The 17819-nt window shown below is 60.3% G+C and carries 18 protein-coding genes; 10 read left to right on the top strand and 8 right to left on the bottom strand.

Going from position 1 to position 17819, the window contains the following annotated elements; translation table 11 throughout:
* Nucleotides 1-4: 4 nt before the first annotated feature.
* Nucleotides 5-1213 (bottom strand): bifunctional phosphopantothenoylcysteine decarboxylase/phosphopantothenate--cysteine ligase CoaBC, encoded by a 1209-nt coding sequence (gene coaBC, locus F8N96_RS16730; protein WP_150798742.1) that lies wholly within the window; start codon nucleotides 1211-1213, stop codon nucleotides 5-7.
* Nucleotides 1214-1349: 136 nt separating this feature from the next.
* On the opposite strand from coaBC, the gene radC reads away from it, so the two are divergent.
* Nucleotides 1350-2024, top strand: a complete 675-nt coding sequence (radC, locus tag F8N96_RS16725) for a RadC family protein (RefSeq protein ID WP_150798726.1) — start codon at nucleotides 1350-1352, stop codon at nucleotides 2022-2024.
* A 129-nt stretch (nucleotides 2025-2153) separates the two neighbouring features.
* Here radC and F8N96_RS16720 read toward each other — a convergent pair whose 3' ends face one another.
* Nucleotides 2154-3740: an ABC transporter substrate-binding protein gene (locus tag F8N96_RS16720; RefSeq protein ID WP_150798725.1), complete on the bottom strand. Its 1587-nt coding sequence runs from the start codon at nucleotides 3738-3740 to the stop codon at nucleotides 2154-2156.
* Nucleotides 3741-4185: 445 nt separating this feature from the next.
* On the opposite strand from F8N96_RS16720, the gene rpmB reads away from it, so the two are divergent.
* Nucleotides 4186-4419, top strand: coding sequence for a 50S ribosomal protein L28 (gene rpmB, locus F8N96_RS16715; protein WP_003176907.1), 234 nt, complete (start codon nucleotides 4186-4188; stop codon nucleotides 4417-4419).
* An 11-nt stretch (nucleotides 4420-4430) separates the two neighbouring features.
* Nucleotides 4431-4586 (top strand): 50S ribosomal protein L33, encoded by a 156-nt coding sequence (gene rpmG, locus F8N96_RS16710; protein WP_007894709.1) that lies wholly within the window; start codon nucleotides 4431-4433, stop codon nucleotides 4584-4586.
* 113 nt (nucleotides 4587-4699) lie between these two features.
* Here rpmG and F8N96_RS16705 read toward each other — a convergent pair whose 3' ends face one another.
* Nucleotides 4700-4918, bottom strand: coding sequence for an I78 family peptidase inhibitor (locus F8N96_RS16705; protein WP_150798724.1), 219 nt, complete (start codon nucleotides 4916-4918; stop codon nucleotides 4700-4702).
* A 174-nt stretch (nucleotides 4919-5092) separates the two neighbouring features.
* Nucleotides 5093-5455 (bottom strand): cupin domain-containing protein, encoded by a 363-nt coding sequence (locus F8N96_RS16700; RefSeq protein ID WP_150798723.1) that lies wholly within the window; start codon nucleotides 5453-5455, stop codon nucleotides 5093-5095.
* Nucleotides 5456-5691: 236 nt separating this feature from the next.
* Here F8N96_RS16700 and F8N96_RS16695 point away from each other — a divergent pair, with 236 nt between their 5' ends.
* Both F8N96_RS16695 and F8N96_RS16690 read left to right on the top strand, forming a co-directional pair.
* Entirely contained in the window at nucleotides 5692-7185 is a 1494-nt protein-coding gene (locus F8N96_RS16695; protein ID WP_150798722.1) for an aldehyde dehydrogenase, read from the top strand.
* A gap of 189 nt (nucleotides 7186-7374) precedes the next feature.
* Entirely contained in the window at nucleotides 7375-8520 is a 1146-nt protein-coding gene (locus tag F8N96_RS16690; protein WP_150798721.1) for an MFS transporter, read from the top strand.
* 135 nt (nucleotides 8521-8655) lie between these two features.
* Here the strand turns inward: F8N96_RS16690 and F8N96_RS16685 are convergent, their stop codons facing one another.
* Together F8N96_RS16685 and F8N96_RS16680 are read right to left on the bottom strand one after the other, a co-directional pair.
* On the bottom strand, nucleotides 8656-10221 hold the full coding sequence (locus tag F8N96_RS16685; protein ID WP_150798720.1) for a phospholipase D family protein: 1566 nt from the start codon (nucleotides 10219-10221) through the stop codon (nucleotides 8656-8658).
* A 59-nt stretch (nucleotides 10222-10280) separates the two neighbouring features.
* A complete protein-coding gene (locus tag F8N96_RS16680; protein ID WP_150798719.1) occupies nucleotides 10281-11714 on the bottom strand; it encodes a PLP-dependent aminotransferase family protein in 1434 nt (477 codons plus the stop codon).
* 179 nt (nucleotides 11715-11893) lie between these two features.
* Here F8N96_RS16680 and F8N96_RS16675 point away from each other — a divergent pair, with 179 nt between their 5' ends.
* Nucleotides 11894-12139: a DUF1127 domain-containing protein gene (locus tag F8N96_RS16675; protein ID WP_150798718.1), complete on the top strand. Its 246-nt coding sequence runs from the start codon at nucleotides 11894-11896 to the stop codon at nucleotides 12137-12139.
* 145 nt (nucleotides 12140-12284) lie between these two features.
* Here F8N96_RS16675 and F8N96_RS16670 read toward each other — a convergent pair whose 3' ends face one another.
* Nucleotides 12285-13598, bottom strand: a complete 1314-nt coding sequence (locus F8N96_RS16670) for an NAD(P)/FAD-dependent oxidoreductase (RefSeq protein WP_150798717.1) — start codon at nucleotides 13596-13598, stop codon at nucleotides 12285-12287.
* 148 nt (nucleotides 13599-13746) lie between these two features.
* Between F8N96_RS16670 and F8N96_RS16665 the strand changes: the two genes are divergently transcribed.
* Nucleotides 13747-14100, top strand: a complete 354-nt coding sequence (locus tag F8N96_RS16665; RefSeq protein ID WP_007947437.1) for a YkgJ family cysteine cluster protein — start codon at nucleotides 13747-13749, stop codon at nucleotides 14098-14100.
* A 143-nt stretch (nucleotides 14101-14243) separates the two neighbouring features.
* Here F8N96_RS16665 and F8N96_RS16660 read toward each other — a convergent pair whose 3' ends face one another.
* Nucleotides 14244-14732: an Lrp/AsnC ligand binding domain-containing protein gene (locus F8N96_RS16660; RefSeq protein WP_003206849.1), complete on the bottom strand. Its 489-nt coding sequence runs from the start codon at nucleotides 14730-14732 to the stop codon at nucleotides 14244-14246.
* A gap of 156 nt (nucleotides 14733-14888) precedes the next feature.
* Between F8N96_RS16660 and dadA the strand changes: the two genes are divergently transcribed.
* The 3 genes from dadA (at nucleotide 14889) to alr (ending at nucleotide 17716) form a co-directional block, all read left to right on the top strand.
* Nucleotides 14889-16193: a D-amino acid dehydrogenase gene (gene dadA / locus F8N96_RS16655; RefSeq protein ID WP_150798716.1), complete on the top strand. Its 1305-nt coding sequence runs from the start codon at nucleotides 14889-14891 to the stop codon at nucleotides 16191-16193.
* On the top strand, nucleotides 16165-16518 hold the full coding sequence (locus F8N96_RS16650) for a RidA family protein (RefSeq protein ID WP_150798715.1): 354 nt from the start codon (nucleotides 16165-16167) through the stop codon (nucleotides 16516-16518). Before dadA ends, F8N96_RS16650 begins: the two co-directional genes overlap by 29 nt.
* 124 nt (nucleotides 16519-16642) lie before the next feature.
* On the top strand, nucleotides 16643-17716 hold the full coding sequence (gene alr / locus F8N96_RS16645; protein WP_150798714.1) for an alanine racemase: 1074 nt from the start codon (nucleotides 16643-16645) through the stop codon (nucleotides 17714-17716).
* Nucleotides 17717-17819: the final 103 nt, after the last annotated feature.

Here is a 17819-nt window from a genome sequence, read left to right as displayed (position 1 = left end):
TAAATTAAACCTGGTTCAGACGTTCGGCGATAAAAGTGATCAGCTGGCGGGCAATCTTGCTCTTGCTGGTCTGGGCGAAAAGTGTGGCGTGTAGCTGGCGGTCGATCACGCTGCAGGCGTTTTCTTCGCTATTGAAGCCGATACTCGGGTTGGCGACGTCATTGGCGACGATCAAATCGAGATTCTTGTCTTTCAACTTGCGGGCAGCGTAGTCGAGCAGGTGTTCGGTTTCGGCGGCGAAACCGACACTGAATGGACGGTCGGGGCGAGTGGCGATGGTGGCCAGGATGTCCGGGTTACGCACCATCTGTAGCAACAAGCCGTCACCGTTCGTAGGATCTTTCTTGAGTTTCTGTGGGGCGACGACTTCCGGACGGTAGTCTGCGACTGCTGCCGAGGCGATAAACAGGTCGCAGGGGATCGCAGCTTCACACGCGGCGAGCATGTCGCGGGCGCTGACCACGTCGATGCGGGTGACGCGGTCCGGCGTCGGCAGGTGCACCGGGCCGGTGATCAACGTCACACGGGCGCCAGCTTCTACCGCGGCCTCGGCCAGGGCAAAGCCCATTTTGCCTGAGCTGTGGTTGGTGATGTAGCGCACCGGGTCGATGTTTTCCTGGGTCGGGCCGGCGGTGATCAGCACGTGTTTGCCAGTCAGCGCCTGGCGCTGGAAGCAGTCCGCCGCGCATTGGGCGAGCTCGATGGCTTCGAGCATGCGGCCCAGGCCGACGTCGCCGCAGGCCTGGCTGCCGGAGGCCGGGCCGAAGACTTTGAGGTCGCGGCTTTCGAGGGTTTGCAGGTTGGCCTGGGTGGCCGGATCGCGCCACATTGCCTGGTTCATCGCCGGGGCAACGGCGACCACGGCGTCGGTGGCCAGCACCAGCGTGGTCAGCAGGTCGTCGGCAATGCCTTGGGCCAGGCGGGCGATCAGGTCCGCGGTGGCGGGGGCGATCAGCACCAGGTCGGCCCATTTGGCCAGCTCGATGTGGCCCATGGCGGCTTCCGCCGCAGGGTCCAGCAGGTCGAGGTGGACCGGGTGCCCGGAGAGGGCCTGCATGGTCAGCGGGGTGATGAATTCACTGCCGCCACGGGTCATGACCACGCGTACTTCGGCGCCTTGGTCGATCAGGCGGCGAACCAGATCGGCGCTTTTATAGGCAGCAATGCCACCGCCGACGCCCAGAACGATGCGTTTCCGATACAGCCGCTGCATAGGTCTGCCTTTCATTTCGTTGATGACTGCATGGCGATACCCCCTCCCCAGGGATGAAATCGCCCGCAAAAAAGATGGGCTACGATATCACAGCGACCGCTACGGAACAGCGGCGCCCATATTCCAGGGAGGTGTTATGAGTATTCGTGATTGGCCGGCCGCCGAGCGGCCGCGGGAGAGATTGCTTGAACTGGGGGCGGCGAGTCTTTCGGATGCCGAACTGCTGGCCATTTTTTTACGAACCGGCGTCGCCGGCAGGAGCGCGGTGGACCTGGCGCGACACCTCTTGAGTCAGTTTGGCAGCCTGCGCTCACTGCTCGAGGCTGATCAGGCAGCGTTCAGCGGGCAGTTGGGGCTTGGGCCGGCGAAGTTCGCTCAGTTGCAGGCAGCGCAGGAAATGGGTCGGCGGCATCTGGCCGAGCGTGCGCGACAGAAATCGGCGCTGGAAAATCCGCAGGCGGTTCGCGATTACCTGAAGTCGATGCTCCGCCACGAGCCGCATGAGGTGTTCGGTTGTCTGTTTCTGGACTCCAGGCATCAAGTGCTGTCCTTCGAGGCGTTGTTTCGCGGCTCGATCGACAGCACGAGTGTCCATCCCCGGCAGGTGGTCAAGCGTGCCCTGGCCCACAACGCCGCAGCAGTGATCCTCTGCCACAATCACCCGTCGGGTAATACCAGCCCCAGCCAAGCCGACCGAACGCTGACCAAGCGCCTGCAGGAGGCGCTGGGCCTGATCGATGTGCGGGTACTCGACCATTTCATCATCGGTGACGGCGATCCGCTGTCCATGGCCGAGTATGGGTGGCTGTAGGCGAGGGACGGCAAAGCGATGACCCTGTGGGCTTGCTCGCGAAAGCGGACTGGCATCTGGCATTGAGGGTGGCTGACACGGCCTCTTCGCTGGCAAGCCAGCTCCTACAGGGGTTTTGTGGTGTGGCAGTTATTTGAGGGTGACCTTGGAGTAATCCTGGCGGCCAAACGGGCTGACTTGATACCCCTCGACATCCTTGCGTGTCAGCGCGAAGGCCGTCGGGTGGGCCAGTGGCAGCCATAGCGCCTGCTGCTGGATCTGCGCCTGGGCCTGTTCGTAGAGCTTGGTGCGCACACCTTGCTCGCTGGTGGTCTTGCCGGCGCTGATCTGCTTGTCCAGGTCCTGGTTGCAGTAACGGGCGAAGTTGGTGCCGGACTTGAGCGCGGCGCAGGAAAACTGCGGCGTGAGGAAGTTGTCCGGGTCTCCATTGTCGCCGGCCCAGCCCATGAACAGCAGGTCGTGTTCACCGGCCTTGGCGCGGCGGATCAACTCGCCCCATTCGATCACCCGAATCTCGGCTTGAATACCGATCTGCGCGAGGTCCGATTGCAGCATTTGCGCGCTGAGGCTTGGGTTCGGGTTGAGCAGGCTGCCCGAAGGTCGGGTCCAGATAGTGGTGTTGAAACCGTCCTTGAGCCCGGCCTTGGCCATCAACGCCCGCGCTTTTTCGACGTCATGCGGGTAGCCCGGCAAACCTTTGGCGTAACTCCAGGTGTTCGGCGGGTATGGGCCATTGGCGGGCTCGGCGGTGTCTTCGAACACGGCCTTGACGTAGTTGGCCTTGTCGAACGCGAGGTTGATCGCCTGGCGCACTTCAGGCTTGTCCAGCGGTGGATGCTGGCTGTTGATGGCGACGAACGCGGTCATGAATGCGTCCGTCTTTTCCACTTTCAAAGTGGGTTCCTTCAACGCCGATTGTACGTCCAGAGGCTTGGGCGACAGGGCGATCTGGCACTCGTTGCGACGCAACTTCTGCAGGCGCACGTTGGCATCCGGGGTGATGGCGAAAATCAGCGGGTCCACCGACGGCTTGCCACGGAAGTAGTCCGGGTTGGCCTTGTAGCGAATCGAGGCATCTTTCTGGAAGCGCGTGAAGATAAAAGGGCCGGTACCGATCGGCTGGCTATTGAGTTTCTCCGGGGTACCGGCCTTCATCAGTTTGTCGGCGTATTCGGCGGAATAGATCGAGGCGAAGCCCATGCTCAGGGTCGCAAGGAAAGTCGAGTCGGGATGGTCGAGGGTGAAGCGCACGGTCAATGGGTCCAGTGCATCGATCTTCTTGATCAATGCAGGCAACTGCATCGACTGGGCATGCGGGAAGCCGCTCTGGGCCACTTTGTGCCACGGATTGGCAGGGTCGAGCATGCGGTCGAAGCTGAACTTCACATCTTCGGCGGTCAGGTCGCGAGCCGGGCTGAAGTATTCGGTACGGTGGAATTTCACTTTCGGCTGCAGCTTGAAGACATAGGTCAAGCCATCGGGGGTGACTTCCCAGCTGTCCGCGAGGCCGGCGACCACTTTGCCGCTGGCCGTATCGAAATCCACCAGGCGGTTCATCAGCACATCGGCCGAGGCGTTGGTGGTCGTCAGCGAGTTGTATTGCACCACATCGAAGCCTTCAGGGCTGGCCTCGGTGCAGACGCTCAAGGCTGCGGCCATAGCTTGTGGGCTCAGCAGCAGCGGGGCAAGCAACAGCGGTAGGGCAGCGAGGCGCATGGTCGGATTCCTTTACAGATCGAAGGCCCATCTGCAAGTGCAGTCTGGAAAAGGCTTACCCTAGTAGGCTCTTTTGCAAATGACTATCCCCTTTTTCATTTTAAGGGGACTATGTGCGAATGATTCAGGTGTGCGGCGGTTGGCAAAACCCTGGATGGGCGGCGCTGCTGATTTTCTGCGACGAGTGGTCGCTATCGACGACAGCCTTTGTCTTGGGCGCTCGGAGCCAGAAAAAACGGGTTTTTATCAACTCGGCGCGCACGGAATGTTGTTGCTCTTCAGTCTTTCTGGTATAAAGCAGCGCTCTTTTCTAGGGGCCCGGTTCCTTCACTGTAGGTGTAGCCGGTAAGACCTCTAAAGAAACGCGGCGCCTGGCGCCAAATGACTGAGAGATTAAGCGGCCAACCCATGCCGGGTTGGGCATGTGGTTTTAGAGGGCTGAGGCATGTCGAGAGTATGTCAAGTTACCGGTAAGGGTCCGGTGACTGGGAATAACATTTCCCACGCAAACAACAAAACCCGTCGTCGTTTCCTGCCGAACCTGCAGCATCACCGCTTCTGGGTTGAAGAAGAGAAACGTTTTGTGCGTCTGCGCGTATCTGCCAAAGGCATGCGCATCATCGACAAGCGCGGCATCACTGTCGTGCTGGCCGAAATCCGCGCCGCTGGCAAGATCTAAGGGAGCTAATCATGCGTGAATTGATTCGTTTGATTTCGAGCGCCGGTACTGGTCACTTCTACACTACCGACAAGAACAAGCGCACTACTCCGGACAAAATCGAGATCAAGAAATTTGATCCGGTTGTTCGTAAGCACGTGATCTACAAAGAAGGCAAAATCAAGTAATTGATTTTTCCGACTTTACGAAAAAGGCCCGTATCGCGAGATACGGGCCTTTTTTGTTATGCGTGTGGATTCCTGAGTAAGGATTACGTCTGTTTCAGGCCTCGATCAGCTTTTCAGCCGCACTGTATGCTGACGATGATGTTGTCGGCATTGGTCAGCAGGCTGATGCGACGTGGGACCCGCCTGCGGTCCGACACATGTTTTGGGCCCGTGACCCGCACCGGTGCGCCATTGGCCTTGGCACGTACCTCTTCGAGCAGCTCGGGGGTGTACGGCTGGCCAATAGTGTATTGAGCGACTGCGACGTCGCATTGATCTGTAGCGTTAGACATGCTTGCCTCCTTGCAATGAATAGGTTTTGAGGCGCTACGTATCAAGCGGGGTGCACGCCCTGTGCAATCCCGTCCTGAGCAGATGAAAACGCAGCGCCTGCGACACAGTCTGATCGGCCGTCCTGGCCGTTGGCCAATGCTAGATTATGAGTGTCTGTGTCGACGGGTTTTCGCTCAAGTCTTCTGTTCGAACGCCACATAGATCTTGCGGCACGGCTCCAGCACCTCCCAAGTGCCCCGAAACCCGGCGGGAATGACGAAGCGATCGCCCGCGCGCACGGTTTTGCCGTTGCCGTCGTTGTCGCGCAGCACTGAAACGCCCTGAACGATCTCGCAATATTCGTGTTCGGTGAAGTTCACATGCCACTGGCCGACTGCACCTTCCCAAACGCCAGCGCTCAGCTGGCCGCAAGGGCTGTTGTAGTGGTTGTAAACCACTTGCTCGGGATCGCCCTTCAGGATTTTCGCTGGATCCGGTTTATAGCGCTCGGGCTCGGTAGCGGCCTGGCTGAAGTCGACGATGTCCTGGATGCTCATTGTTGTAATCCCCCGTGATTGCGGCGCGAGTGGTTGGAAAGTCCAAAGTCTATGTTTATTAAAATGAACATCGCAAGGCCGTTTAACCGCCTTATGTCAAATATATTGAAACTTGAGGTGTGGCTGGTTTAGGGTGGCAGATGCCAGGGCCGAAAAGCAGGCTGGCCGGGCAGAATTCCTGACAGCGCCCGCGAAGACCGCGCAGCGCTCGCATTCAACAAGAGGAGGACACTCGTATGACCACCCTGACTCGTGCCGATTGGGAGCAACGGGCTCGCGATCTGAAGATCGAAGGCCGCGCCTATATCAACGGCGAATACACCGATGCCGTCTCCAGCGAGACCTTCGAGTGCATCAGCCCCGTCGATGGCCGTCTGCTGGGCAAGATCGCCAGCTGTGACGCCGCCGACGCTCAGCGCGCTGTTGAAAACGCTCGTGCCACGTTCAATTCCGGCGTCTGGTCGCGCCTGGCACCGACCAAGCGCAAAGCCACCATGATTCGCTTCGCCAGCCTGCTCAAGCAGCATGCCGAAGAGCTGGCGCTGCTTGAAACCCTGGACATGGGCAAGCCGATCAGCGACTCCCTGTACATCGACGTTCCCGGCGCGGCGCAAGCCCTGAGCTGGAGCGGTGAAGCCATCGACAAAATCTACGACGAAGTCGCCGCGACACCGCACGACCAGCTCGGCCTGGTCACTCGCGAGCCTGTCGGTGTGGTCGGTGCCATCGTACCGTGGAACTTCCCGTTGATGATGGCCTGCTGGAAACTCGGGCCGGCGCTGTCCACCGGTAACTCGGTGATCCTCAAGCCATCCGAAAAATCGCCGCTGACCGCTATTCGCATCGCTGCCCTGGCCGTCGAAGCCGGCATTCCGAAAGGCGTGTTGAACGTCCTGCCGGGCTACGGTCACACCGTCGGCAAGGCCCTGGCCTTGCATAACGATGTGGATACCCTGGTGTTCACCGGTTCGACCAAGATCGCCAAGCAACTGCTGATCTACTCGGGCGAATCGAACATGAAGCGCGTCTGGCTCGAAGCCGGTGGCAAGAGCCCGAACATCGTGTTCGCCGATGCGCCGGACCTGCAAGCCGCCGCCGAATCGGCTGCCAGCGCCATCGCTTTCAACCAGGGCGAAGTCTGCACGGCGGGTTCGCGTCTGCTGGTCGAGCGTTCGATCAAGGACACTTTCCTGCCGCTGGTGATCGAGGCTCTCAAAGCCTGGAAGCCGGGCAACCCGCTGGACCCGGCGACCAACGTCGGCGCCCTGGTGGATACCCAGCAGATGAACACCGTGCTGTCCTACATCGAGTCCGGGCACACCGACGGCGCCAAGCTGGTGGCTGGCGGCAAGCGTATTCTTCAGGAAACCGGCGGCACCTACGTTGAGCCGACGATTTTCGATGGCGTCAGCAATGCGATGAAAATCGCTCAGGAAGAGATCTTTGGCCCGGTGCTGTCGGTCATCACCTTCGACAGTGCCGAAGAAGCGATCCAGATTGCCAACGACACGCCGTACGGCCTGGCCGCTGCGGTATGGACTGCAGACATCTCCAAGGCTCACCTGACGGCCAAGGCATTGCGCGCCGGTAGTGTGTGGGTCAACCAGTACGACGGGGGCGACATGACCGCACCGTTCGGTGGTTTCAAACAGTCCGGCAACGGTCGCGACAAGTCGTTGCATGCGTTCGACAAGTACACCGAGCTGAAGGCGACCTGGATCAAGTTGTAAGCCAATGAAGGAGCCCGGTAGTCAATCGGGCTCCTGAACAACGCAGATCCCTTGTGGGAGCGAGCTTGCTCGCGAAGGCGCCGTAACAGCCAACGATGATGTTGGATGTGATGGCCTCTTCGCGAGCAAGCCTGCTCCCACATTTGTTTGTGTCGTCTGTGAAAAATAATATCCACAGGAGCGTGGAACATGCGTTGGGCGACTTATTTCGCCGTGTTGGCGTCTGTCTTGAGTGTCGGCCTGGCCCTGGGCGTCAGTATGCCGTTGGTGTCGTTTCGCCTGGAGGGCTGGGGTTACGATTCGTTTGCCATCGGTGTCATGGCATCAATGCCGGCCATTGGCGTGCTGTTGGGCGCGAAGATTTCCAGCCATCTGGCGGCGCGTCTCGGCACGGCCAATCTGATGCGCCTGTGCCTGTGGGCCGGGGCGTTGTCCATCGGTTTGCTCGCACTGCTGCCAAGCTATCCGGTGTGGCTGGTGTTGCGGCTGATGATCGGGGTGATCCTGACCCTCGTGTTCATTCTCGGTGAAAGCTGGATCAACCAACTGGTGGTCGAGCAATGGCGCGGCCGATTGGTGGCACTGTATGGCAGCAGCTACGCATTGAGTCAGCTGGCCGGGCCGTTGCTGCTGGGCGTGCTGGGCACCGAGCATGATTACGGTTTCTGGGTTGGCGTCGGTTTGCTGACCGCGGCACCCTTTCTATTGCTGGGTCGCAGCGGTGCACCCACCAGCGAAGCCTGCAGCGTGACCTTCAGTGACTTGCTGGGCTTTTGCCGTGGCCTGCCGGCGATCGCCTGGGCGGTGTCATTGTTTGCGGCGTTTGAAGCGATGATCCTGACCCTGTTGCCGGTCTATTGCCTGCGGCAAGGTTTCACCACCGACATTGCCTTGGCGATGGTCAGCACCGTGGTGGTGGGCGATGCGTTGCTGCAGTTGCCGATTGGCGCTCTGGCCGATCGCTTGTCGCGGCGCACGCTGTTCACCGGCTGCGCGGTCGTCTTGCTGGTGTCGAGCCTGGCGATCCCGCTGCTGATCGACACGCTGCTGATCTGGCCCTTGTGGGTGTTGTTCGGCGCCAGTGCCGGCGGCCTGTTCACCTTGTCGCTGATCCTGATCGGCGAGCGCTATCGCGACGACGCACTGGTGCGCGCCAATGCGCATATTGCTCAGCTGTGGGGGATCGGTTGCCTGATCGGCCCGTTGGCGGCGGGTGCCGGCAGTCAGTGGATCAGTGGTCACGCCCTACCGTTGTTGATGGCGGCCGGGGCGTTCGGGTTGGTGATTCTATTGTCTCGGCAAGGGGCGTTTGGCGCGGTCGCCGAGCCTGCTTGACGCAAAACTGCCAGTCAGCCACTACCCTGTGGGAGCGGCGGTGCGACGATTCGACTTGCTCGCGAAGAGGCCATCACATCCAACATCATTGTTGGCTGTTACGGCGCCTTCGCGAGCAAGCCCGCTCCCACAGGGTTACAACATGCGCTCCAGGCCGACCGCGGTACTGAACCAGGAATTGAACCGCCGCCACCAGCTCCCCGGCTCTTTGGTCAAGACGTGCATTTTGCCATCGTCTTCAGTCACCCAGACGACCCGGTCATTGTCCAGCTTCACCTGATAACTCAGCGCCGGCGCCATACCCTCCAGTGCCGCTTTTTGCACGTATGCGGCCAGTTCCGGGCTGTCTACCAGCACGCCAACTTCCGTGTTCCACAGTACCGAGCGCGGGTCGAAATTGAACGAGCCGATGAAAGCTTTCTGTTGATCGAAAATCATCGCCTTGCTGTGCAGGCTGGAATCGGAGCCCCGGTAAGAGCGGCTGTAAAATACCGGCCCGCTGCCGCCCCCTTCGCCGGGCTGACGGCGCAATTCGTACAGTTTCACCCCATGCTCCAGCAACGCCTTGCGATAGGGTGCGTAGCCGCCGTGCACTGCCGGTACGTCGGTGGCCTCAAGGGCATTTGTCAACAAGCTCACCGACACCCCGGCATCGGCCCGGCCGGTGAGGTAAACCAACCCCGGCTGGCCAGGCACGAAGTACGCCGAAATCATGATCAGCTCTTTGCTGACACCCGTAAGCTCGGGCGCCAATTGCGTGGTCAGCAGCAAATGCGGATCGGGTTCACCTTTGGACAGTACTTTGCTGGGTGCATCCCACAACGCCTGGTTCCAGGCCCAGATCAACTCGCGGCGCCAGATATCCATCCGTGGATTGGTGGTGAAGGTCATCAGTTGTTGATACAGCGCATGATTCTGTTTGCGCGTCTCTTCCAGCGATTCTTCCAGACGGGTGCGGCTGTTCTGCAGATCCGTTTGCGTCGGTTTGTGCGACAGAAACTCATCGATCGGTTTGCTCAGCGCGCTGTTCCAGTATTGATCGAAGCTGTGTCCGAGTTGCTCGGCCACCGGGCCGATGCCGAGCATGTCGATGTCGGTAAAGTTCAGGTTAGGCTCGGCATCGAAATACTCGTCGCCCAAATTGCGCCCGCCCACGATCGCCGCGCTGTTATCCGCAAGCCACAATTTGTTGTGCATGCGTCGGTGTTGCAGTGACAGGTTGAACAGCCGGCCCATGGCTCGCGTCACGCCCGTGGCACGGCCCAGGTGCAGCGGATTGAACAGGCGGATCTCGATCTGCGGATGCGCTGCCAGCGTGCCGATGGTCCAGTCCAGGCCGTCGCTGGTGGTGTCGTCGAGCAGGATCCTCACCCGCACGCCGCGGTCGGCAGCCTTGAGCAATTCGTCCACCAGCATCCGGGTGCTGATCCCGTCATGGACAATGTAGTACTGCAAATCGAGACTGCTCTGGGCGTTGCGAATCAGTTCGGCGCGGGCAGTGAAGGCTTCACTGCTGTTGGACAGCAAACGAAAGCCGGATTTGCCTTCATGGGAAGCCGCCTGGGCTTGAATCGAGCGACCAAACGCCGAGTCGCTGGCAGGCAGCGCCTGGCTCGGTTCGCGTTGAACGTCGAAGCTGGCGCAACCGCCAAGCAAGGAAGTGAGAAGGAGAAGCGCAAGCAGGGGCTGTCTGAATCTCACGTAGGATTGTTCCGATTGGCGGCCGTTGTCGGCATAGGACGCCGATTTCCAAAGAAAGGTCAGTCGGTGCAGCCGTCTGTTTCCGCCAGCAATCTGATTGCCGCAGCGCCGACCTTGCGCACCGCTTCTTCAATCTGTGGTGTTGGTTTGGCAGCGTAGTTCATCCGCAGGCAATTGCGGTACTTGCCCGAGGCGGAAAAGATGCTGCCGACTGCAATCTGTACGCCCTGGTCGTGCAGGGCGCGATTGAGTTTCAGGGTGTCGAAGCCCTCTGGCAGTTCGACCCAGAGCATGAAGCTGCCTTGCGGGCGACTGGCCCGGGTGCCCACCGGAAAGAAGCGGGTGACCCAGTCGATCATGACGTCGCGATTGCGTTGGTATTGGCTGCGCATGCGCCGCAAATGCGGTTCGAAGTGCCCGGCCTTGAGGAATTCGGCAATGGCGATCTGCGGTTGCGGCGCCGTGGAGCCGGTGCTGATGTATTTCATGTGCAGCACCCGTTCCAGATAACGCCCCGGTGCCACCCAGCCAATGCGCAGGCCTGGTGCCAGGGTCTTGGAAAAGGAACTGCAGAGCAGGACACGGCCGTCCTCGTCGAAGGACTTGATCGTGCGCGGTCGCGGATAGGTGTAGGACAGTTCGCCATACACATCATCCTCTATGATCGCCACGTCAAAGCGCTGTGCCAGGGTCAACAACGCGCGTTTGCGCGGTTCCGGCATGATGTAGCCCAACGGGTTGTTGCAGTTGGGGGTCAACTGTATGGCTTTGATCGGCCATTGTTCCAGTGCCAGTTCCAGCGCGTCGAGGCTGATCCCGGTAAGCGGGTCGGTAGGGATTTCCAGGGCTTTCATGCCCAGGCCCTTGAGCGTCTGCATGGCGCCGTGAAAGCTTGGCGAATCCACGGCCACGATGTCCCCCGGCTCGCAAATGGCCCGGATGCTGGTGGATAGCGCTTCGTGGCAACCGGTGGTGACCACCAGGTCGCTGGCGCTCAACTGGCAGCCGGAATCCAGCATCAAGCGGGCGATCTGTTCGCGCAGTTCGAGGGTGCCGTGGATATTGTCGTAATACAGGCCGGGCATGTCCTGCCGCCGGCTGATCCGTGCCAGGCCGCGCAACAGCGGTTTCATGGTCGGCGTGGTGATGTCCGGCATGCCGCGGCCCAGTTGCACCACGTCCTTGCGTGGCACCGCGCGAATCAATTCCAGGACCTGATCCCACTGGGAAATATCCACTGGCCGCTGCGCCGGACGGCCAATCGCCGGCAGTTCCGGGAGCGCTCGACTCACCGGCACGAAATAGCCCGACTTGGGTTTCGGCATCGCCAGGCCGCTGTCTTCCAGCACCCGATAGGCTTGCTGCACGGTGCTCAGGCTGACGCCGTGCTCGACGCTCAGTGCCCGCACCGACGGCAGCCGGTCACCGGGGCGATAGAAGCCCTGCTCGATACGCGTGCCGAGCAACTCGGCAAGGTTGACGTAAAGGGTCATGGCGCTGTCTCGGTGTGGATCATTCGGTATACCCATACAGATTGGGCAAAAAATTGTGATTCAGAGAGTAAAACAACGAATCTGTATGGAATTAATAGTTTTCTGTTGAATCTGTAATGCTTTTCGCCGCCCACGCATCATGAAAGCTCTGGCTACCCAAGTAAACAGGAGCGATCAACATGAACGGCTTGAGCGATGTGCGGCTGACGTTACGCAGTCAGGAACTGGTGGCAGGGCAACATAACGGGGCATGCGAGGCGGTACTGCGCAACGCGCCGTCCGGCCTGGGTCGCTGGGGTCTGTTCTGGCATCGTTTGCACACACGCAAGGCGTTGCTCACGCTCACGCCGGAGCAACTCAGGGATGTGGGGTTGAGTCGGGAGCAGGCGCGGGAGGAGGGGCTTAAGCCGTTTTGGCGGATTTGATTCTTGCGGTGTTCTTGAGGACGCCTTCGCTGGCAAGCCAGCTCCTACAAGGGACCGTGTCTGACACAAGATCCATGATCAACACGCACCCCCCTGTAGGAGCTGGCTTGCCAGCGAAAGCGTCGGCACAGGCGCCACGAATCTGTCAGACCAACTCTTTCATCCGATGCCACAACATCCCCAACGCCAACAACGGCGACCGCAAATGCTTACCCCCCGGAAAAGTAATGTGCGGCACCTTGGCAAACAGGTCGAACCCACCACTGTGCTGCCCGCTGATCGCCTCAGCCAGCAACTTGCCCGCCAAATGCGTGGCATTCACCCCATGACCGGAATAAGCCTGGGCGTAATACACATTCGGCTGATCCTTGAGCCGACCAATCTGCGGCAGGCGATTGGCGCCGATGCCGATCATCCCGCCCCATTGATAGTCGATCTTCACCCCGGCCAGTTGCGGGAACACTTCCAGCATCTTCGGCCGCATGTAGGCGGCGATGTCCTTCGGGTCGCGACCTGAATAGTGACAAGCGCCGCCGAACAGCAAACGGCGATCCGCCGAGAGTCGGTAGTAATCCAGCGCCACCCGCTGATCACACACCGCCATGTTCTGCGGCAGCAGTGAGTGGGCCAGCGCTTCGCTCAGGGGTTCGGTGGCGATGATGTAGCTGCCGGCGGGCAGCACCTTGCCGCTGAGTTCGGGGTTGAGATCATTGAGGTAGGCGTTGCAGCCCAGCACCAGCGTCTTGGCGCGAACCGAGCCCTGGGCGGTATGGACCTTGATCTCGGGGCCGTATTCGATGCGGGTGGCAGCCGAGCGTTCGAACAGTTTCGCCCCCAGTTGCTGCGCGGCGGCCGCTTCGCCCAAGGCCAGGTTGAGCGGATGCAAATGCCCCGAGCCCATGTCGATCAGGCCGCCGACGTAACGGTCGGAACCCACCACCGAGTGCATTTCGTTGGCTTGCAGCAACCGGGTTTCGTAACGGTAGCCGAGGCTGCGCAGTTCTTCGGCGTCTTCGGCAAAACCTTCCAGGTCGCGCGGCTTGTTGGCAAGATCGCAGTAACCCCAGGTCAGGTCGCAAGGGATCTGAAAACGCTCGACCCGCTGTCGGACGATTTCCACCGCTTCCAGCCCCATGAGTTTCATCTGACGCACGCCGTGCGCACCGATCACGCTGGCGAATTGATCGAGACCATGGCCAACGCCGCGAATCAATTGCCCGCCATTGCGACCGCTGGCGCCCCAGCCAATCTTGTGGGCCTCGAGCAGCACCACGCTGAGCCCGCGTTCGGCCAGTTCGAGCGCCGTGTTCAACCCGGAGAACCCGCCGCCGACCACGCACACATCGGCCACCAGGTCGCCTTGCAGCACCGGGTGATCAGGTTGCTGCAGACTGCTGGCGGCGTAATAGGAGGCCGTGTGCCGATGGCTTGGGACAGGTTGCTGAGCACGGGCATTCATGTGCGTGTTCCTGATTTCTGGTGTATAGAAAATTTGACGGAGCATAAGCCTGACCCTCCGGTACGGGCAACACTGGTCGGTTGTGACTGTCTGGATCGCGGCTTTTGCGTCAGAATCCCGGTCTATCCCGCATTCGGTCAACGCTTCGATGAGCTGCAACAGCCAGAAAATCCGCACGCTGCGTCAGCAGATTCCCTCCTTCGAGTGCGTGCCCGGTTGCCATGACTGCTGTGGGCCGGTGACCACCTCGCCGGAAGAAATGTCCCGCCTGCCCCGCAAGACCCGGGCCGAGCAGGACGCGGCCATGGATGAGCTCAATTGCGTGCACCTGGGGCCCAATGGCTGCACCGTGTATGACGAGCGGCCTTTGATCTGTCGGCTGTTCGGCACTACCAAGACCTTGCCTTGCCCCAATGGGCGAGGGCCGGTGGAGCTGATTCATCCAAGGGTCGAGAAGCAGATTCATGAGTACATGGCTTCAACTCGCCAAGTGTTGGTGTAGGAGGGATCGTTCCCTCGCTCTGCGTGGGAATGCCTCAACGGACGCTCCGCGTTCGGCTCTTGGGACGCTAAGCGTCCCGGGCTGCATTCCCACGCAGAGCGTGGGAACGATCGGACAAGAGGCCCGAACAGGCGACGAATACTTCAATCCGGAATCGGCAGATTCAAGCTCTCCTTGACCTCTTCCATGACGATATAGCTCTTGGACTCCCGCACATGGGGCAGCTTGAGCAAAATATCCCCCAGCAATTTGCGGTACGAAGCCATCTCGGAAATCCGCGCTTTCACCAGATAGTCGAAATCCCCTGACACCAAATGGCATTCCAATACGTGGGGCAGTTTCAGCACCGCGCGCCGAAACTCCTCGAAGGTATCGCCGGATTTGTAGTCGAGGCTGATCTCGACGAACACCAGCAGACTCCCCTTGAGATGCTGCGGATTGAGCCGGGCGTTGTAGCCCATGATGATCCCTTCGCGCTCCAGCCGCCGAACCCGCTCGGTACAGGGCGTGGTCGAGAGCCCGACCTTTTCCCCCAGCTCGGTAAAGGAAATGCGCCCGTCCGCTTGCAGGATCCGCAGGATGTTGCGGTCGATCTTGTCCAGCTCACGTTTGGTCTGAGTGTTGGTACGCATAGGGAATGCGCCTCCGTGAAAAGGGTTTTTGCCGAGAATTGTCGCCAAATATAGGCATTTATACAGTGAAAAGCACTGGCTAATCTTTTTTACACTTCCCACATCAACGGTCTGAACAACAAACGTCAGCGGCAAGCCGCGATGAGGGATATGAAAATGCGCGTTATGGTCTTGGGTAGCGGCGTCATCGGCACCACCAGTGCTTATTATCTGGCCCGTGCCGGGTTTGAAGTGGTGGTGGTGGACCGTCAGCCGGCTGCGGCCATGGAGACCAGTTTCGCCAACGCCGGGCAGGTTTCGCCGGGTTATGCCTCGCCATGGGCGGCGCCAGGTGTGCCGCTCAAGGCCATCAAGTGGCTGTTGCAGCGCCACGCACCGCTGGCGATCAAGGCCACCGCCAACATCGACCAATACCTGTGGATGGCGCAGATGCTGCGTAACTGCACCGCCAGCCGTTATGCGGTGAACAAGGAACGCATGGTCCGCCTGTCCGAGTACAGCCGTGACTGCCTCGACGAGTTGCGCGCCGAAACCGGCATTGCCTACGAAGGCCGCAGCCTCGGTACGACACAGCTGTTCCGCACCCAGGCTCAACTCGACGGCGCCTGGAAAGACATTGCCGTGCTGAAAGAGTCCGGCGTGCCGTTCGAACTGCTCGATCGCGCCGGCATTGCCCGCGTCGAGCCGGCGCTGGCCAGCGTGACTAATATCCTCGCGGGTGCTCTGCGCCTGCCGAACGACCAGACTGGCGACTGCCAGATGTTCACCACCCGCCTGGTCGAAATGGCTACCAAACTGGGTGTGGAATTCCGCTTCGACCAGGACATTCAACGCCTCGACTACGCCGGCGACCGCATCAATGGTGTCTGGATCGACGGTAAGCTGGAAACCGCTGACCGCTACGTCCTGGCACTCGGCAGCTACTCGCCGCAACTGCTCAAGCCGCTGGGCATCAAGGCGCCGGTGTATCCGCTCAAGGGCTACTCCCTGACCGTACCGATCACCAACGCGGCGATGGCCCCGACTTCGACTATCCTCGACGAGACCTACAAGGTCGCGATCACCCGCTTCGACAACCGTATCCGCGTGGGCGGCATGGCTGAAATCGCCGGTTTTGACCTGTCGCTGAACCCGCGTCGGCGCGAAACCCTGGAGATGATCGTCAACGACCTTTATCCTCAGGGCGGCGATCTGACCCAGGCGAGTTTCTGGACCGGTCTGCGTCCGACCACACCGGATGGCACGCCGATCGTTGGCGCCACACCGTTCAAGAACCTGTTCCTGAACACCGGTCACGGTACGCTCGGTTGGACCATGGCCTGCGGCTCCGGTCGCCTGCTGGCTGATCTGATGGCGAAGAAAACGCCGCAAATCAGCGCCGAAGGCCTCGATATTTCTCGTTATGGCAACAAAACCCAGGAGTCCGCAAAACATGTCAATCCAGCGCCAGCTCACCAATGAGCGCATGAGCCAGATCGTTGTCCACAGCGGCACCGTCTATCTGGCAGGGCAAGTCGGCGACGACATGAGTGCCGGGATTGAACAGCAGACCCGTGAAACCCTCGCCAACATCGAGCGTTTGCTGGACTTGGCCGGGACCGACAAGAGCCGTCTATTGTCGGTAACGATTTACATGAAAGACATCGAAGCGCACTTCGAAGGCATGAATGCGGTCTGGGACAAGTGGCTGCCAAAAGGCGTCGCACCTGCTCGCGCGACGGTTGAATCGAAGCTGTGCGAGCCGGAGATCCTGGTGGAGCTGTCGGTTGTAGCTGCTCTGCCGTAACTGCTCTTAGTAACTGCTCTGAGATAAGTCGCTCAGAACTATCCCTCTCCCGGCGCTGTAGACGGTTTATGCTCTCAGCCAGCGCCGGTTTTTCTTCCCATTGACCGACCAGAAGTCTGCCGCCATGCGTCCTGCCCGTGCCCTGATCGACCTTCAAGCCCTGCGTCACAACTACCAGATCGCCCGTGAAGTCACGGGTGCCCGTGCCCTCGCGGTGATCAAGGCCGATGCCTATGGCCATGGCGCAGTGCGTTGCGCCCAGGCACTGGAAGCCGAGGCGGACGGGTTCGCCGTGGCCTGCATCGAAGAAGCCCTGGAGCTGCGCGCCGCCGGCATTCGTGCGCCGGTGTTGCTGCTCGAGGGTTTTTTCGAAGCCGATGAGCTGTCGCTGATCGTCGAGCATGATTTCTGGTGCGTGGTGCATTCGCTGTGGCAGCTCGACGCCATCGAGAAGGCCGCACTGAGCAAGCCGATCACGGTCTGGCTCAAGCTGGATTCGGGCATGCACCGGGTCGGCCTGCATCCGAAGGATTATCAGGCGGCCTATCAACGGTTGCTGGCCAGCGGCAAGGTCGCGAAGATCGTGCTGATGAGCCATTTCGCCCGCGCCGATGAGCTGCACAGTCAAGCCAGTTCCGAGCAAGTGGCAGTCTTTGAAGCCGCACGCCAGGGGTTGGCCGCCGAGGTCAGCCTGCGCAACTCGCCGGCGGTGCTGGGTTGGCCGCAGATTCAGAGTGACTGGGTGCGCCCGGGCATCATGCTCTACGGCGCGACGCCGTTCGAGGAGGCCAACGCCGTGGCGTCACGCCTGCAACCGGTGATGACCCTCGAATCGAAAGTGATTTGCGTGCGTGAACTGCCGGCCGGCGAGCCGATTGGCTACGGTGCCAGATTCATCACCCAAAAGCCGATGCGCGTTGGCGTGGTGGCCATGGGTTATGCCGATGGATACCCACGTCAGGCACCGACCGGGACCCCGGTGATGGTTGCCGGACAGCGCAGCCAATTGATCGGGCGGGTGTCGATGGACATGCTCTGCATCGACTTGACCGATGTGCCGCAAGCGGGCCTGGGTTCGACCGTGGAGCTGTGGGGCAAAAACATCCTCGCCAGCGACGTGGCCAAGGCCGCCGACACGATTCCTTACCAGATATTCTGCAACTTGCGCCGGGTGCCGAAGCTCTATTGCGGGGCTTAGCCCAAGGCGCCCCGGACCGAAAGTCGCCTCGCAGCACAGGATTCAGGCCAAAGTGTTGTAAATACTGAACGCTGTCGCCATGATAACGCTCAATATTCCAATA

Origin of the sequence: Pseudomonas fluorescens, assembly GCF_902497855.1 — a bacterium.
GTDB lineage: Bacteria > Pseudomonadota > Gammaproteobacteria > Pseudomonadales > Pseudomonadaceae > Aquipseudomonas > Aquipseudomonas fluorescens_BI.
This window is presented reverse-complemented; position numbering and strand designations above follow the sequence as displayed.

What these genes read in the sequence shown, in the direction of transcription:
- rpmG (WP_007894709.1), top strand. Translation starts at nt 4,431, where the DNA reads ATGCGTGAATTGATTCGTTTGATTTCGAGCGCCGGTACTGGTCACTTC.
- F8N96_RS16720 (WP_150798725.1), bottom strand. Translation starts at nt 3,740, where the DNA reads ATGCGCCTCGCTGCCCTACCGCTGTTGCTTGCCCCGCTGCTGCTGAGC.
- F8N96_RS16665 (WP_007947437.1), top strand. Translation starts at nt 13,747, where the DNA reads ATGAGCTGCAACAGCCAGAAAATCCGCACGCTGCGTCAGCAGATTCCC.
- rpmB (WP_003176907.1), top strand. Translation starts at nt 4,186, where the DNA reads ATGTCGAGAGTATGTCAAGTTACCGGTAAGGGTCCGGTGACTGGGAAT.
- alr (WP_150798714.1), top strand. Translation starts at nt 16,643, where the DNA reads ATGCGTCCTGCCCGTGCCCTGATCGACCTTCAAGCCCTGCGTCACAAC.
- coaBC (WP_150798742.1), bottom strand. Translation starts at nt 1,213, where the DNA reads ATGCAGCGGCTGTATCGGAAACGCATCGTTCTGGGCGTCGGCGGTGGC.
- F8N96_RS16700 (WP_150798723.1), bottom strand. Translation starts at nt 5,455, where the DNA reads ATGAGCATCCAGGACATCGTCGACTTCAGCCAGGCCGCTACCGAGCCC.
- F8N96_RS16690 (WP_150798721.1), top strand. Translation starts at nt 7,375, where the DNA reads ATGCGTTGGGCGACTTATTTCGCCGTGTTGGCGTCTGTCTTGAGTGTC.
- dadA (WP_150798716.1), top strand. Translation starts at nt 14,889, where the DNA reads ATGCGCGTTATGGTCTTGGGTAGCGGCGTCATCGGCACCACCAGTGCT.
- F8N96_RS16695 (WP_150798722.1), top strand. Translation starts at nt 5,692, where the DNA reads ATGACCACCCTGACTCGTGCCGATTGGGAGCAACGGGCTCGCGATCTG.
- F8N96_RS16660 (WP_003206849.1), bottom strand. Translation starts at nt 14,732, where the DNA reads ATGCGTACCAACACTCAGACCAAACGTGAGCTGGACAAGATCGACCGC.
- F8N96_RS16705 (WP_150798724.1), bottom strand. Translation starts at nt 4,918, where the DNA reads ATGTCTAACGCTACAGATCAATGCGACGTCGCAGTCGCTCAATACACT.
- F8N96_RS16650 (WP_150798715.1), top strand. Translation starts at nt 16,165, where the DNA reads ATGTCAATCCAGCGCCAGCTCACCAATGAGCGCATGAGCCAGATCGTT.
- F8N96_RS16675 (WP_150798718.1), top strand. Translation starts at nt 11,894, where the DNA reads ATGAACGGCTTGAGCGATGTGCGGCTGACGTTACGCAGTCAGGAACTG.
- radC (WP_150798726.1), top strand. Translation starts at nt 1,350, where the DNA reads ATGAGTATTCGTGATTGGCCGGCCGCCGAGCGGCCGCGGGAGAGATTG.
- F8N96_RS16680 (WP_150798719.1), bottom strand. Translation starts at nt 11,714, where the DNA reads ATGACCCTTTACGTCAACCTTGCCGAGTTGCTCGGCACGCGTATCGAG.
- F8N96_RS16670 (WP_150798717.1), bottom strand. Translation starts at nt 13,598, where the DNA reads ATGAATGCCCGTGCTCAGCAACCTGTCCCAAGCCATCGGCACACGGCC.